Consider the following 15,483-nt stretch of genomic DNA (forward strand, 5'->3'; position numbering starts at 1 on the left):
AACCGCTTCTCGTAAGACTCAGGTCAGCTGTGTGCGTGCAGGGGCTTGCCGGACAGGGCCAGGAACGCCTCGCCGAGCGCCTCGTTCTGCGTCGGGTGGGCGTGGACCAGCTGAGCGACCTCTTCCGGGAACGCCTCCCAGTTGTAGATCAACTGAGCCTCGCCGACCAGTTCGCCCATCCGCGCGCCGACCATGTGGACGCCCAGCACGGGGCCGTCGTTGAGGCGCACCAGCTTGACGAAGCCCGCGGTCTTGAGGATCTGGCTCTTGCCGTTGCCGCCGAGGTTGTAGTTGTACGTCGAGACCTTGTCCGCGCCGTACTGCTCCTTGGCCTTGGCCTCGGTCAGGCCCACCGACGCGACCTCGGGGTCGGAGTAGGTGACCCGGGGGATGCCCGCCTCGTCGATCGGCGCCGGGCGCAGGCCCGCGATCTCTTCGGCCACGAAGATGCCCTGCTGGAAGCCGCGGTGCGCGAGCTGCAGGCCGGGGACGATGTCGCCCACGGCGTAGATGTTGCCGACGCCGGTGTGCAGCCGCTCGTTGGTGATCACGAAGCCGCGGTCGAGCGTGATGCCCTGCTGCTCGTAGCCCAGGTTGGCCGTTGTCGGGCCGCGGCCGACCGCGACCAGCAGCACCTCGGCCTCGACGGTCTCGCCGCCGGCGATGGTCGCGCGGACGCCGTTGGAGGTGTGCTCGACCTTCTCGAACGGCTTGCCGACCTTGAAGTTGATCTTGCGCTTGCGGAAGGCGCGCTCGACCGTCTTGGAGATCTCCTCGTCCTCGGCCGCGACCAGGCGGGGGAGGGCCTCGAGGATGGTGACGTCGGCGCCGAACGACTTCCAGACGCTGGCGAACTCGACGCCGATCACGCCGCCGCCCAGGACGATGGCCGAGGACGGCACCCGGTCGAGCTTGAGGGCGTGCTCGCTGGTGATGACGCGCTTGCCGTCGACCTCGAGGCCGGGCAGCGAGCGGGAGTAGGAGCCGGTCGCCAGGATGACGTTGCGCCCGGTGTAGCGCTTGCCGTCGACCTCGACCGTGTCCTTGGCGACAAGCTTGCCGGCGCCCTGCACCAGCGTGATCTTGTCCTGCTTGAGCAGGCCCTGCAGGCCCTTGTAGAGGCGGGCGACCACGCCGTCCTTGTACGCGTTGACGCCGGCCATGTCGATGCCGACCAGGTCGGCCTTGACGCCGAACTGCTCGCTCTCGCGGGTCTGGTCGGCGATCTCGGCCGCGTGCAGCAGCGCCTTGGTCGGGATGCAGCCGCGGTGCAGGCACGTGCCGCCCAGCTCGGCCTTGTCGATCAGCGCGACGGAGAGGTTGAGCTCGGCCGCGCGCAGGGCGGCCGCATAACCACCGCTGCCGGCGCCGAGGATGACGATGTCGAAGGTTCCGCCGTTCGGCTGGCTCACGTTGACTCCAGTGTTCGCGTCGTTGCCATGCGGGTCACACAGTCAGAATTATTCGGGGCGGTGGGCGCCGAGGCGTTCAGCTGTAGCTGTGCGTCGGTCAAGGTGAGCCCCGAATAACTCTGAATGGAAACGGTCACAGTATGTCCAGGCCATCTTTCCACTTGACGATCCCGCGGATGCACTCAGGTTCCCCACGGCGAGCGTGCCCGACGTACTCTTGCCGCAATTGAACGTGAGGAGTGTGCGGTGGCCTGGTTTCGGCGTCGCCAGGAGCCGCGTGCCGCGGCCGGACGGGCTGTCGACCGTGCCGATCTTGAGTATCTTGCGGAGTTCGTCCGCACTCGTCGCGGGGTCGAGGCCTTCATCGAACCGCGCACCAACGTGACCGAGACCACGGTGTTGCTCGTGGCACACGACGGTGAGTGGACGCGGCGTCGCACCGAGACTCCCGAGATCGCCCGTCGGTGGGCTCATCAGCTGAGCGTTCCCATCTATGACGTGCGGCTCATGGGTTATCCGCAGCGGATGCGTGACTACAACGAGCGCCAGAAGCGCCGGCCCGCTCAGGAAAACTGACATGGTTCCGGGCGATGTGCGCCCGGAACCATGATAATCAGCTCAAACGGTCGATAACCGCCAGCAGCGTACGAATCGGGACGCCCGTGCCGCCCTTCGTCCAATAACCGGTCGGCTCGCCCGTGTGGTAGCTCGGGCCCGCGATGTCGATGTGCGCCCACTCGACACCCTCGGCGACGAACTCCCGCAGGAACACCCCGCCCTGCAGCATGTGGCCGGAGCGGTCCAGGTTCGAGTTGGTCTGGGAAATGTCGGCGATGTCCGACTCCATGCCCTTGCGCACCTCGTCCGGCAACGGCATCGGCCAGGCCGGCTCGCCCACCAGGTCACCCGCCGCGCGCACCAGCTCGACCGCCTCGTCCGAACCCATCAGGCCCGAGATGCGCTTGCCCAGCGCGACCACCTGGCCGCCGGTCAGCGTCGACGCCTCGAGCACGTAGTCGGTGCCGTCGGCGCAGGCGCGGGCGATCGCGTCGGCCAGCACCATGCGGCCCTCGGCGTCGGTGTTGTAGACCTCGACGCGCTTGCCGTTGAACATCGTGATGACGTCGCCCGGCCGGTACGCCGTACCGGAAGGCATGTTCTCGGCCATCGCGAGATAGGCGCTCACCGCGACCTGGGGCTTGAGCGCGGCGACGGCCAGCATGGTGGCGCCCACCGCGGCGGCGCCGGCCATGTCGGACTTCATCTCCCACATGCCCGCCGACGGCTTGATGCTGATGCCACCGGTGTCGAACGTGATGCCCTTGCCGACCAGCGCGACCCGCTTCGGCGACTCGACGCCCTCGGGCGTGTAGCTGAGCTTGACCAGCCGGGGCGGGGCCTCGGAACCCTGGCCCACGGCCACGATGCCGCCGTAGCCGCCGGCCTTCAGCTCGTCGAAGTCGAGCACCTCGACCTCGAGGCCGGTGCCCTTGGCCGCGGCCACCACGGCGTCGGCGAACTGCGGCGGGCGCAGCGAGTTGGGCGGCGTGTTGACCCAGTCACGGGTCAGGCGGACGGCCCGCGCGACGACCTCGGCCCGCGTCACCTCGGCGGCCGCGGCCGCGTCGGTCGCGTCCGGCACGTGCACCTGCAGGGCCGAGACCGGGTCGCGGCGGTTCGGCTGCGGCTTGGTCTTGTAACCGGCGAACTTGTACGACCCCAGCAGCGCGCCCTCGAGGATCGCGCGCAGCACGCCCGGAGCGTCCTCGTCGTCGGGCAGCGGCAGTGCCAGCGCGACGGTGGTGCTGCCGGCCAGCGCGCGCACGGCGGCGCCGGTGCCGCGGCGCAGCGTCTCGAGGTTGGGCGCCGACCCGGAGGGCTCGTCGCCCAGGCCGACCGCCACCACCAGGGGGGCCGTGATCGTGCCCAGGGTGGCCAGCTTGGTCACCTCGCCGGGCGCGCCGCTCGCGCCGAGCAGCGCCAGCGTCGAGGTCAGCTTGCCGTCGAACGCGGCGGCGATGCTTTCGGCGCCGGCCGCCGGCAACAGGGCGCCACCCTCGTCGGGCTGGCTGTGCAGGCCGATGACGATGGCATCGACGGCCAATTCGGCCGGGTCGGTGTCGACCAGGCTGAGGCTGGGCTGGCTCACAGAAGGCTCTCCGCGGACTTCGGGGCCGGGCGCCTCATGGGCCACGCCGGCTGATCGGTGGTTCCCCGGCGGACTGACGCCGGAGGTGGGGTGTCCCCGCGACTCTAACCACATGCAAGGTCACGGGTAAGTTGACTCTCATGTCTGCCGACGCCCTTTCTCGTTCCCCGTTGCACGAGCGCCATGTCGCCCTCGGTGCGAAGTTCGCCGCTTTCGGGGGCTGGGAGATGCCGCTGGAGTACGCGGGCGGCGGCGTCATCAAGGAGCACACGGCGGTCCGGGAGGCCTCGGGCGTCTTCGACGTCTCCCACCTGGGCAAGGCCCGCGTACGGGGGGAGGGCGCGGCCGCCTTCGTCAACGCGTGCCTCACCAACGACCTGGGCCGCATCGCACCCGGCAAGGCGCAGTACACGCTGTGCTGCGACGAGTCCGGTGGCGTGGTCGACGACCTCATCGCCTACCTGGTCTCCGACGACGAGGTCTTCCTCATTCCGAACGCCGCGAACACCGCTTCCGTCGTACGGCTCCTGACCGCCGCTGCCCCGGCCGGGGTGACCGTGACCGACGAGCACTCGGGCTGGGCCGTTCTCGCCGTGCAGGGCCCGCAGTCGCCCGAGGTGCTGGCCAAGCTGGGCCTGCCCACGCCCGACGACTACATGGCGTTCGTCCCCTCCGGCGAGTTGATCGTCTGCCGCACCGGCTACACCGGCGAGCACGGCTACGAACTCGTCGTGCCCTGGTCGGCGGCGGGCGAGGTGTGGGACTCGCTGATCGGCGCCGGGGTGCGCCCGTGCGGTCTGGGCGCGCGCGACACCCTGCGTACGGAGATGGGTTATCCGCTGCACGGTCAGGACCTGTCGCTCGACATCACGCCGGTGCAGGCGCGCTCGGGCTGGGCCGTCGGCTGGGGCAAGCCGGCCTTCTGGGGGCGGGACGCGCTGGTCGCCGAGAAGGCCGCCGGTCCGCGTCGCACCCTGCGCGGTCTCGAGCTGACCGGGCGGGGCATTCCCCGAGGCCACATGCCCGTGTACGCCGGTGAGTCGCTGATCGGCGAGACCACGTCGGGCACGTTCTCGCCGACGAAGAAGGTGGGCATCGCGCTGGCCCTGCTCGACACGGCGGCCGGCATCAGCGACGGTGACCTGGTCGAGGTCGACATCCGTGGACGCCGTACGGAGGCCCGGGTCGTGAAGCCGCCGTTCGTGCAGCCGTCCGTCCGCTAGCCGCCGCTCGCCCGGGGGCCTGTTCCCTCGCTGCCCTGTGCCGGCCTGTTCCGCAGCGGCCTGTTCAGCGCGCCTAGCACTGTTTGGGCTGGGAATACTGTTGGCAGGCTCACCTGTGGATAACCCGGATCGCTCGTCTGGCGGCGCGTATTTTTTGGCCAGCCCCCTGGGAGCGGTGGGGTGGGCCTAGTTGGCGGCGATCTTGGTGAACGACAAGCCGATCATGGCTAGCGTCGTGGCGACCTCGACCGAGGCGCCGAGCACGTCGCCGGTGATGCCGCCGAAACGGCGTACGGCGTGGTGCACCAGGGCGACCACCGCCAAGAGCGAGACGGCCACCGCGACCGGGCCCTGCCACGGACGGTCCGGAGTTGCGGCCACCCCCGCGGCGACCACCAGCGCCCCGATCACCACGGCCGGCCATCGGGGCACCGTGCCGGCCACCAGCGCGCCCAGGCCCTCGTTGCGGGCCGCGGGCACCCCGGACCGGCAGGCCAGCGTGATCGCCGTCCGGCCGGCCGCGAACGCCACGACCACCGCCGCCACCGGGAGCGTGGACAGCGCCGACGCCTGGATCAGCAGCGTCAGGGCGATCGCGGCCACCCCGAACGGGCCGATGTCGGACTTTTTCATGATCTCCAGGGCGGCCTCGCCCCGGCGGTAGGAACCCAGCGCGTCGACCGTGTCGGCCAGCCCGTCGAGGTGCATGCCCCGGGTCAGCAACGCGGCCGCGGCCACCGTCACCGCGGCCGCCACCATCGCGGGCGCGTGCGCCTCGCGCAGCGACCACAACAGGGCGCCCAGGATCAGGCCCAGCAGCGCTCCGACGGCCGGGGCCACGCTCATCGCCACCGCGGCCGCCGGGCGGTCGATGCGGCCGGCCCGGACCGGCAGGACCGTCAGCGTGGTGATCGAGAGGCGGATCCCGGCCGTGAGGCTCACGTGCTCGCCGGGCCCGGCCCGTCCGGTTCCGGCTCGATGAACTCCGCGTCGTCGTCCGACAGGCCCTCGTCGCCGTGCTCGGCCAGCATCGCCGGATGCACGCCGACCGCCGACGCCAGACCCACGGCCGTCCTCAGCAGCGGCAGCGCGGCCAGGGCGTTCGCTCCTTCACCCAGACCCAGACCCAGGTCCAGTACGGGGTTCAGCCCGAGCACGTCCCCACCCTGGCGCACCAGTTCGAGGTTGCCCACGTCGACCAGCATCGACCAGTGCCGGGTCTGACTGGCGAGGTCGCGGGCGATCAGGCCGGCCGCGACACCGACCGGCCCGTCGAGCACCACCGGCAGGCGGCGGGCGGCCGCGCCGAGGAGCGCGCCCGTGGCGACCGCGAAGTCCTGGCCGCCGAGCTCCCGCAGCACGTCCTTGGCGCCGCGGGGCTCCCGGCGGATCCGGTGCATGGCGTCGCGGACGGCGGCGCACCGGACCATCCACGACTCGTCGTCGATGACCCCGCCCGGCAGCAGCACCCGGGGCAGCACGGCGACCGCCTCGGCGCCGGTGGTCGCGACCGAGACCGCGGCCGCGACGGCGTCGGTGCCCGTGCCGATCGACGCGAGCACGAGCAGGTCCTTGCCCGCCTCGGCGGCCGCGTCGGCCAGGTGCCAGCCCTGCAGCAGGGCCCGTTCGACCTCTTCGTCGGTGGCGGCCGGACCGTCCTCGATGGGCGCGGCCTCGCCGGTGCGCAGGACGGCGATGTCGGCCCCGGCCGAACCGGCCAGGCGGCTCAGCACACCCTCACCGTTCTCGACCTGGGCGACGCGGCGCTCCACGTCCTCGATGTCGTCCCCGGCCGCGGCCCCACCGGCGTGCCGGCCCGAGAGCAGCAGCACCCGCACGGCCGACCACGGCTGCGGGGTGACCGTGGACTGGGTGGCGGCGGCGAACTCGACCGCCTCGACCAGTCGGCCCAGCCCGGCGCCGGGGAAGTCGACGGTGGCGAGGCGGTCGCGCGCGTCGGGGCCGGCGTCGCCGTCGGGCAGCGGCAGTTCCATGCCGGGCTCGATGACGGTCTGCGACGCCACCAGCGGAAGCACCATGGTGGGCTCGTCGATGACTCCGGGCGTACGGGAAACCGGGGTCGGCTCTTCCACCTCGGGACTGACGACCGTGGCCTCGACCGGGGGCACCTCAACCGGGGGCGCCGGAATGATCGCGGGCGCCTCCACCAGGGGCGCCGGAGACGCGGCGGCCGGAGCGGCGGGTGCCGGAACCACGGGCGTCGCGGCCTCGGGCGACTCCTTCAACCACACCGCGCGGCCGGCGACGACCAGCGCCACCCGGTCACAGGCCTCGGCGAGGGCCTGGTTCGTGGTGCCCAGCGCGTCGGCGAAGGCCCGCCCCACCGGCGTCGTGGGCACCAGCGCCAAACCGACCTCGGGGCTGACGAACACGACCCGGGCCGAGCACGTACGCACCGCGGCCGCCAGCGCCTCCACGTCGGCCTCGTCGTCGTTGGGCTGCCGGGCCGGGTCGAGCACCGCCGCCACCCAGCCGCCCAGGTCGTCGACGAGCAGCGTCTCGTCGGGCTTGGCCTCGGTCAGCAACTCGGTCAGCCGGGCCGGGTCGGCCCCGGTCTCCTCGGTCGACCACGACTGCGGCCGCCGCCGCTGATGGGCCTCGATCCGCCCCAGCCACTCGGGATCGTCCTCGCCGCCGGTCGCGGTGGCCACGTAACGCACCGCGGGGGCGTCGGCCACCAGCGATTCGGCGAACGCGGACTTGCCGGAACGGATACCGCCGAGCACCAGGACCGTGTGCCACCGATCATCGGACATGCCCCGTACCTTAAGGCCGGAGCGCACAGCCGGAAGCCGTAGGGTGGAGTCGCACCGACCGAAGACGTGAGGGGGCGGCGAATGCCGTGGAGTTGGCGGTACGAGAACGTCGAAGGTCAGCCGGTGGGCGGGCCGCAGGAGACGTTCAGCAGCCAGGCCGACGCCGAGTCGTGGATCGGCCAGGAATGGCGTGCTCTGGCCGAGCAGGGAGTGGCCGGGGTCGTGCTCCTGGAGGACGATCGCGTCGACTACCGGATGAGCCTGCTCCCGGCGGAGTGAGCGGAGCGACGTGACTTACGAACCGGTCTACACCAGGACGCCTCGCCACGCCTTCGTGCCCAGCCCGGTGTTCGTGGGCATCGTCGCGGTCTTCGTCGTCAGCGGCTGGATGACCTGGACGGGCTTCGGCAACGTCCGGGTCGACGTCTTCCTGTTCATCGTGGCGGGCTGGCTGGTCTCGCTGTGCCTGCACGAGTACGCCCACGCGCTGATCGGCTATTTCTCGGGCGACCGCAGCGTGGCCGAGCGCGGCTACCTCAAGCTCAACCCGCTGAAGTACACCAGCCCGCTGCTGTCGATCGTGCTGCCGGTGGTCGTGGTGGTCCTCGGCGGCATCGGCCTGCCCGGCGGCGCCGTCTGGATCGACCACCGCTACATCAACAGCAAGGTCAAAGACTCGCTGATCAGTGCGGCCGGTCCGCTGACCAACGTGGTGCTCGCGCTGATCTGCGCGTTCCCGTTCCTGATCGGCGTCGGGCCCACGCTCGACGTGGTCGGCGGTCAGCTCGTCGCGGGCGGGTCGAGCGATCACCTGGAGTTCTGGGCGGCGCTCGCGGCGTTGGCGTTCCTGCAGGTCACGGCGACGATCCTCAACCTGCTGCCGATTCCCGGGCTCGACGGCGGCAGCATCCTCTCGCCGTGGATGAGTCCCGCCTATCAGCGGGCGTGGAACCTCTTCGCGCCGTACGGCTTCATCCTGCTCTTCCTGCTGCTCTGGCAGACGCGTATCGGCGAGTGGTTCTTCGACCTCGTCTACTGGATCACCGACCGTCTCGGCCTCTCCCAGGTCCTCATCCAGGTCGGCCTCGAGCTGATGAGGTTCTGGTCGGGCAGCTGAGCCGGTCGGCTCAGCTCGCTCCACGGGAGTTGGCACGCGGTTCGCCGCCGGCCTCGCGGCCGTCGAGAACCGAGTGCCAACTCACCGGCGGCGATCACCCGGGAGGGCAGTTCGCCTAGGGACGCCGAGCGGGGCTCTGGGTCTTGGCCGGGTCGCGCTCGACGACCGGCTCCAGGGCCGCGTCGATCGCCTTCATGAGGTCGGCGTCGAGCTTGCGGCCGGAGGCGACCGCGTTGTCGTGCACCTGCTCGGGCCGCGACGCGCCGATGATGGCGGCCGAGACGTTCGAGTTCTGCAGCACCCAGGCCAGGGCGAGCTGGGCCATCGACAGCCCGGCCTGCTCGGCCAGGGGCTGCAGCTGGGCCACGGCCGACAACGTCTCGTCGTTCATGAAGCGGGCGATGAAGCCGGCGCCCGACTTCTCGTCGGTGGCCCGCGAACCGGCCGGCGGCTGCTCGCCCACCTTGTACTTGCCGGTCAGCACACCCTGCGCGATCGGCGAGAAGACGATCTGACCGACACCCAGCTCGATCGAGGTCGGCACCACCTCGGCCTCGATGACCCGGTGCAGGGCCGAGTATTGCGGCTGGTTCGAGACGAACGGGATCCGCAGCTCCTGGGCCATCTCCCAACCGGCCCGGATCTCGGACGCGGTCCACTCCGAGACGCCGATGTAGAGCGCCTTGCCCGAGCGGACCACGTCGGCGAACGCCTGCATGGTCTCCTCGAGCGGGGTCGAGTAGTCGTAGCGGTGGGCCTGGTAGAGGTCCACGTAGTCGGTCTGCAGCCGGCCCAGCGACGCGTCGATCGACTCCATGATGTGCTTGCGGGACAGGCTGCGGTCGTTCGGGCCGGGCCCGGTCGGCCAGAACACCTTGGTGAAGATCTCCAGGCCGGCGCGGCGCTCGCCCTTCAGGGCCCGGCCCAGCACCTCCTCGGCGCGCCCACCGGCGTACGCGTCGGCGGTGTCGAAGCTGGTGATGCCCACGTCGAGCGCGGCCCGTACGCACGCGACGGCGGCCTCCTCCTCGACCTGGGAACCGTGGGTGATCCAGTTGCCGTAGGCGAGCTCACTGATCAGCAGGCCGGAGCGGCCGAGATGACGATGTTCCATGCCCCGACCCTATGCCTTGCTCAGAGCACGGGCCGCGTGTCCTTGATCAACTTATCGATCTCGTCGAGCACGTCGGCCCGCTCCCGATACTTGAGCTCGACCATCGGCTGACCCTTGCGGTCGAGCGCGCCCCACAGCCCGAACTTGTCGGCCACCAGGAACGCCGCCGGGTGGATCAGCAGCGCGGCGTGCACCGGCTGCACCAGCAGCTGCCCCGAGCGGTCGACCACGCCGTAGACCTCGCCCGCGTCGACCACCGCGAGCCCTTCCTCGGTGAAACCGTCGACCGGCTTCCCCGAGGCGAGCATGGTCGCGAACGCCCGGTAGTGCGGCTGCACCACGAGCCGGGCGTGGCGGTCGACCACACCCCAGCCCCCACGCCGTACGAGGGCCAAGCCGTTGTGGAAAGGCCGCGCGTCATCAAATCCGCCCGGCACGATGACCCGGTTCTGCTTGTCGACGGCGTACCAGCCACCGGCGTCGTCCCGCGACACCCAGGCCAGCCCCTCGGCGAACCGGCCGGCCGCGCGGTAGCCGGCCGACGCGTCGATCAGCAACGCCCCCGACTCGTCGATCAGCTCCCAGGCCTGCGCCTCGGGCCGGCGCACCCACGCCACGCCGTCCGCGAACGGTTGCGCCTGCGCGAACACGGGCGCCAGCGACCCCGGATACCCGTAAAGCCCCGAGCTCTCGTCCCGCTGCGGGCGCGGAGACGCCGTACGGCCGATGATCTCCTCGCGGGACCGCGGGTACGGACCCCACCCCTCCGAGGCGTGCCCGGTGATCGTGTCGAGGGCCAGCTCGATCCGCTCGACCAGGTCGGGATCGGCCCCCTTCCGCAGATCGAGAGCGCTCTCCAGATGGTTGACGGCCTCCAGCCAGCGCCCCTGTTCGAACGCCGACCGCCCCGCCAGCTCGTGGATCTCGGCCCGCAGCCGGTCCGGCAGCTCGGCCGAACTGATCTCCGCGTAGATCCGGTCGGCCTCGGCGAACTCCCCGCGCCACTGCAACACGTGTGCCAGCCGCGCCCGCACGACCGCGGCCTTCGCGAGATCCCCGGCCGCCTCGGCGTGCACGAGGGCCGCCCGCGCATCTTCCAAGGCCGGGTCCAGGTCGCCCAGCAGCCGCGACGCCACCGCCCGCAGACTCAGAAGCCGCGCCCGGTCGGAGTCGCGCTCGGCATACTCGAGCTTGTCGGTGAGCCGGTCCAGAACCACCCACATCGGTTCGTCGTCCTCGATGCGTTCCCGCAGCGTCCGGGGGTCGAAGACGACCGGGTAGGCGGCCAGAATCTGCTCCGGGTCGGTCCGCCGGTTGCGGGGGTCCGCCTGCTGTTCGCGCCGCTGCCGGATCGGTGCGAGTTCCTTTTTCCCGTACGGGGTGACGCCCGTCCCAAGCCCAGCCGGCGCGTCGCCGTCCGCCTCCGCGGTCTCCCCGGTCAGGGGCTCGGCCGTGTCCGCGGTTTCGTGCTCGGTCGCGTGCTCGGCCGCTTCTGCCGTTTCGCGCTCGGCGTTGTCCGCGGTCTTGTGCTCGGTCGCTTCTGCCGTCTCGTCCTCGGCCGTGTCCGTGGTGTCCTGCTTGGCCGTCGCGACGGTTTCGGCTGTCTCTGAGGTCCCGCGCTCGGCCGTGTCCACGGAGTCGGCGTCCCCGGCCCCGCGTCCGGCCGTGTCCTCAGCGTTGGTGCCTGCGGTCGCGGGCCCGGTTGTTTCTGACGTTTCTGCGGCCCCGCGCCCGGCCGTGTCCTCAACGTGGGCGCCTGCGGTCGCAGGCCCAGTCGTGCCCGCCGCTTCCGCGGTCGCGCGCTCGGCTGTGTCCGCCGTGTCGGTGTCCGTGGTTCCGCGCTCGGCTGTGCTCTCAGCGTGGGCGCCTGCGGTCGCGGGTCCGGTCGGGCCCGTCGTGCCGCCAGATTCCGCAGTTCCGCGCCCGGCTGTGTTCGCCGCGCCGGCGTCCGCAGTTCCGCGCCCGGCCGTGTTCGCCGCGCCGGCGTCCGCAGGTCCGGGCCCGATCGTGTCCGCTGTGCCGGTCGTGTCCGTGACCGCTTCCGGCCAGTGCTGATCCGCCACAGCGTTGCCGGTCTCGGCCGCCTCGTGCACGGCCGGTTTCGCCGTGTTTGCCGAGCTCTCGGTATGCACGGTTCCGGGCCGGACGGTTCCGGCGGCGTTCCGCGTGTTGTCGTCCTCGGGCGCGTCGCCGGTGGTGGTCGGTGTGCCGTGTCCGGTCGTTTCGGCGTTGCTCTCCGCCGCGCCGTGGTGGGGCGTGTCGGCGGTCGGGTCGGCCGCTGCGGACTCGATGTTCCGTTCGGACACGCGCGAGTCCGTGTGCGTGGTGGGGCTGTCCGAATCGGGCTCGCCGGCCAGGGGATCGGTGGCCCGATCGAACGCGTGCGAGGCCGTAGACCTGGTGAAGCCGCCCGTGTCCGGCTCGCCGGCGACGGTGTCCTGCTCGTAGGCGGAACCGGAGGGCTCGGCCGTGATCGCGTGCGTGACCGACGGAGCCGAGAGCACGCGGGGCGGGTCCTCGATGAGCTCGGCGTCCACGATGTCGTCATCGTCGTTGGCCTCGGTGGCGTGCACCACCACCGGAATGCCGGCACCGGATTCCGGTTCGATCAGCTCAGCGTCGATCGGCTCGTCGTAGTCGTGAAGTCCGGGCTCCGCGTCGACGTGGAACCGGGCTGCCGGCTCGTAGTCACCGTCCGCGTAGCCGTGCTCATCCCGCCCGGTAGCTCCGGTTTCGGCAGCCTCCGCCGAGCCGTGGCCCGTGGACTCGCTGTGGTGCGTTCCGGCGTAATCCGTGCCGGCGTCGGCCGCCGCGTGGAAGCCGGGCGCGGCCGTTGACGCGTCGGAGTCGGGAAGACCGGAGGTGGGCTGCGCCGACACCGGGCGGGCCGAGACAGGGTGCGCTGAGACAGGGGCGCCCGATGTCGGCTCCGTCGGAGCCGGAGGAGCCGAAACGGGGGTGTCCCAGCCCGGTTGAGCGGAAGTCGGTCGTGTGGGAGCCGGGGAGTCCCAACCGGACTGTGTCGAGTCGGGCCGGCCGGAAACTGGCTGTGCCGAGACCGGGTCGACGGAGGTGGGCGCCGCAGACGTGGGCTGGTCGGTGTCGGGCGCGGACTCCGGTTGGGCGTGGGCCGGCTGGGCCGAGGTGGGGAAGGACGACGTCGGCTGGGCTGACGTCGGGTGGGACGACGTGGGTTCGGATGAGACCGGGTGTGTTGCGGCCGGCTCGTCGTAGGTCGGCTGGGCCGAGACGGGTTGCGCTGAGACGGGTTCGGCTGCGACGGGGTGGGCCGACACCGGGCTGGTCGGCGTCGGCTCGGCGGAAACCGGGCGCGTGAGGATCTGCTGGACGGCGATCGGCTCGTCGTAGTCCGCGTAGGGGAGGTCGGCGTAGGGCGCGGCCTGGGACGGCTCCTCGGCTGAACTGGCCGAAGGGGTCGCAGAGGTCGGGCTGGATTCGGGCTGGGCCATGCCCTGGGGAACCACGATGGGCTGGGCGCCGGAGGGGGCGAACCAGTCCGGAGATTCGGCGCCGGGGTCGGTGGCGCCGGGGCTTGTCGGAGCCGTGGCCGGAGTCGGGGGAGCGGGTTGCGCCCACTTCGAACCGGCGTCAACCGGCCGGGTCCCGTCCGGCCGTCCCGCGTCGGCGGCCATGGGCTGACCGGAGACCGGATGCGGCCAGCTCGGTGCTGCCGAGACCGGCTGCGTGACGGGCTGCACGGAGACCGGGTGCTGGGCGCCCGGGAACGACTGAGCGGTTCCGGGCTGGCCGGAGACCGGGTGGGGCCCGGTGTACGACTGCGCGGCTTCGGGCTGACCGGAGGCCGGACGGGGACCGTCCTGCCAGTCGGTGGCTTCGGGCTGACCTGAGACCGGGCGGGGACCGCCTTGGGGTCCGGCGTACGACTGCGCGACCTCGGGCCGGGCGTAGAGGTGCTGGGCGTGGGGGTCGCCGGAGACTGGGCTCGGGCCGCCTGGCTGCGCGGATGTCGGGCCGCCTGGCTGCGCGGATGTCGGGCCGCCTGGCTGCGCGGATGTCGGGCCGCCTGGCTGCGCGGATGTCGGGCCGCCTGGCTGCGCGGATGTCGGGCCGCCCGGCTGCGCGGACGTGGGGGCGCTCGGCTGTGCGGAGACCGGCTGGGTGTTGCTGGGGTAGCCGGAAACCGGCCGGGAGCCGGGGGCCGAGACCGGGTGGGTTGCGGCGGGCTGGGCTGATGTCGGCTGCGTGGGGGCCCAGATCGACCGCGCGGCCGGAGCGTCGGTTGTGGGCTGGGCAGCCGAGACCGGGGCGGCGGCAGCGGGCGAGACCGGGCGCGAGGCGGGCGAGACCGGTCCGGAAGGGCTTTCCGGATCGGTGATGGGCTCGATGGCTACCGGCTGGGCGACCGGGGGCTGGGCGATCGCCTGCGGGACCGGCGGGGGCAGCGGCGTGACCGCGCCCAAGCCGCTCTGGGAGAGCAGCCAGCCCAGGCCGTGCGGTTCGTCGTCGCCGGCCGGAGCGGCCGGGGCGTGGCTCTGATCGCGCTCGGCGGCCGGGCCCCACGACGGAGACGGGTTCGAGGGCTCGGTGTTCGGGGGAGGCGGGTTCGAAGGCTCGGTGTTCGCGGGAGGCGCGGTGACCGGATCGAGGGCCTCGGTGGGGCGGGGCGACGCCGACTGGCCCGCGGGCAGGGTGGAGACGGGGCCGACCGACGGGTCGTACGCGTCGTCGCGGGTGGTGGTCGTGTCGTCCGGCACGGGGTAGGGCGGCGCGGTGGTGGGTGCGATGGACTCGGCCGGGGACACAGGATCGGATGCGTTCCGCCGCGACGGGTCTCCCGGGCCGGACTGCGCGGGCGGTGCTGAGCCCGGGCGCGGCGACACGGGCTGAACCGACGACGGGGGACGACCCGCTTCGGGCCAGCCGGGTGCCTGGTATCCGGTCGACGAGTGAACACCCGACACCGGCTGCGCGGCCTCCGGACGCGATGCCGGGTAGTCCGGATAGTGAGGCTGGCCGGACGTCGGATACGCCGGCGACGAGGTCGGACGCGGCGTCGGCTCGCCCGAGACCGGGTGCGCGGACGCGGGCTGCGCCGAGCTCGGGTACGTGGGCGGCTGCTGTCCCGCGCCCGTGCGTGGCTGCATTGGCTCGCCCGAGACCGGGTGCGCGGACGCGGGCTGCGCCGAGCCCGGGTACGTGGGCGGCTGCTGTCCCGCGCCCGGGCGTGGCTGCATCGGCTGGCCCGAGACCGGGTGCGCGGACGCGGGCTGCGCCGAGCCCGGGTACATGGGCGCCGACTGTCCCGCGGCGGGGTATGGCTGCCCCGAGGCGGGACGGGGCTGCGCCGGCTGACCCGAGGCAGGGCGCGGCGGCATCGGCTGTCCTGAGGCCGGGTGCGTGGGTGTCGGCTGTCCCGAGGTCGGGCGCGGCATCCCCTGACCCGAAGTTGGGCGCGGCATCGGCTGGCCCGAGGTCGGGTTTGCCGGCGTGGGCTGACCCGGAGCGGGGCGTGGCGGCGTCGGACCCGCGGCCGGGTGCGGCGCGGGCTGGGACGACACGGGATGGGGCACGCCGGGCTGGGCGGGGAGGGGCTGGGGCCGTACGGGAGCTTGGTCCTGATGGGTGGGAACCGGACGGCCGGGCGTGTGGGGATAGGCGGGCGCGGGCGCATCCGGACGCTGCGGAGTCATCCGGGTGGGCTGTGGCGTC

10 protein-coding genes are annotated in these 15,483 nt (G+C 72.3%); 4 read left to right on the forward strand and 6 right to left on the reverse strand.

Features of this window, described 5'->3' with window-relative positions:
* Positions 1–23: 23 nt before the first annotated feature.
* Positions 24–1,412 (reverse strand): dihydrolipoyl dehydrogenase, encoded by a 1,389-nt coding sequence (gene lpdA / locus JIG36_RS06080; RefSeq protein ID WP_203375060.1) that lies wholly within the window; start codon positions 1,410–1,412, stop codon positions 24–26.
* A gap of 246 nt (positions 1,413–1,658) precedes the next feature.
* On the opposite strand from lpdA, the gene JIG36_RS06085 reads away from it, so the two are divergent.
* Positions 1,659–1,988 carry a hypothetical protein gene (locus JIG36_RS06085; RefSeq protein WP_203375061.1) on the forward strand — a complete coding sequence of 110 codons (330 nt, stop codon included), beginning with the start codon at positions 1,659–1,661 and terminating at the stop codon, positions 1,986–1,988.
* Positions 1,989–2,025: 37 nt separating this feature from the next.
* On the opposite strand, the gene JIG36_RS06090 is transcribed toward JIG36_RS06085, so the two are convergent.
* Positions 2,026–3,561 (reverse strand): leucyl aminopeptidase, encoded by a 1,536-nt coding sequence (locus JIG36_RS06090; RefSeq protein WP_203375062.1) that lies wholly within the window; start codon positions 3,559–3,561, stop codon positions 2,026–2,028.
* 140 nt (positions 3,562–3,701) lie between these two features.
* Here JIG36_RS06090 and gcvT point away from each other — a divergent pair, with 140 nt between their 5' ends.
* Positions 3,702–4,784 (forward strand): glycine cleavage system aminomethyltransferase GcvT, encoded by a 1,083-nt coding sequence (gene gcvT, locus JIG36_RS06095; RefSeq protein ID WP_203375063.1) that lies wholly within the window; start codon positions 3,702–3,704, stop codon positions 4,782–4,784.
* Between the two features lie 186 nt (positions 4,785–4,970).
* Here the strand turns inward: gcvT and cobS are convergent, their stop codons facing one another.
* Together cobS and JIG36_RS06105 are read right to left on the reverse strand one after the other, a co-directional pair.
* On the reverse strand, positions 4,971–5,726 hold the full coding sequence (gene cobS, locus JIG36_RS06100) for an adenosylcobinamide-GDP ribazoletransferase (protein WP_203375064.1): 756 nt from the start codon (positions 5,724–5,726) through the stop codon (positions 4,971–4,973).
* Positions 5,723–7,561 (reverse strand): bifunctional adenosylcobinamide kinase/adenosylcobinamide-phosphate guanylyltransferase, encoded by a 1,839-nt coding sequence (locus tag JIG36_RS06105; RefSeq protein WP_203375065.1) that lies wholly within the window; start codon positions 7,559–7,561, stop codon positions 5,723–5,725. Before JIG36_RS06105 ends, cobS begins: the two co-directional genes overlap by 4 nt.
* Positions 7,562–7,642: 81 nt before the next feature.
* On the opposite strand from JIG36_RS06105, the gene JIG36_RS06110 reads away from it, so the two are divergent.
* Both JIG36_RS06110 and JIG36_RS06115 read left to right on the forward strand, forming a co-directional pair.
* Positions 7,643–7,840 carry a hypothetical protein gene (locus JIG36_RS06110; RefSeq protein WP_203375066.1) on the forward strand — a complete coding sequence of 66 codons (198 nt, stop codon included), beginning with the start codon at positions 7,643–7,645 and terminating at the stop codon, positions 7,838–7,840.
* Positions 7,841–7,850: 10 nt separating this feature from the next.
* On the forward strand, positions 7,851–8,678 hold the full coding sequence (locus JIG36_RS06115) for a site-2 protease family protein (RefSeq protein WP_203375067.1): 828 nt from the start codon (positions 7,851–7,853) through the stop codon (positions 8,676–8,678).
* A gap of 115 nt (positions 8,679–8,793) precedes the next feature.
* On the opposite strand, the gene JIG36_RS06120 is transcribed toward JIG36_RS06115, so the two are convergent.
* A complete protein-coding gene (locus JIG36_RS06120) occupies positions 8,794–9,792 on the reverse strand; it encodes an aldo/keto reductase family protein (RefSeq protein ID WP_203375068.1) in 999 nt (332 codons plus the stop codon).
* A gap of 20 nt (positions 9,793–9,812) precedes the next feature.
* Positions 9,813–14,576 (reverse strand): WG repeat-containing protein, encoded by a 4,764-nt coding sequence (locus JIG36_RS06125; RefSeq protein WP_203375069.1) that lies wholly within the window; start codon positions 14,574–14,576, stop codon positions 9,813–9,815.
* Positions 14,577–15,483 lie beyond the last annotated feature (907 nt).

Origin of the sequence: Paractinoplanes ovalisporus (assembly GCF_016834655.1) — a bacterium.
GTDB lineage: Bacteria > Actinomycetota > Actinomycetes > Mycobacteriales > Micromonosporaceae > Actinoplanes > Actinoplanes ovalisporus.

What these genes read in the sequence shown, in the direction of transcription:
- gcvT (WP_203375063.1), top strand. Translation starts at nt 3,702, where the DNA reads ATGTCTGCCGACGCCCTTTCTCGTTCCCCGTTGCACGAGCGCCATGTC.
- JIG36_RS06120 (WP_203375068.1), bottom strand. Translation starts at nt 9,792, where the DNA reads ATGGAACATCGTCATCTCGGCCGCTCCGGCCTGCTGATCAGTGAGCTC.
- JIG36_RS06110 (WP_203375066.1), top strand. Translation starts at nt 7,643, where the DNA reads ATGCCGTGGAGTTGGCGGTACGAGAACGTCGAAGGTCAGCCGGTGGGC.
- JIG36_RS06105 (WP_203375065.1), bottom strand. Translation starts at nt 7,561, where the DNA reads ATGTCCGATGATCGGTGGCACACGGTCCTGGTGCTCGGCGGTATCCGT.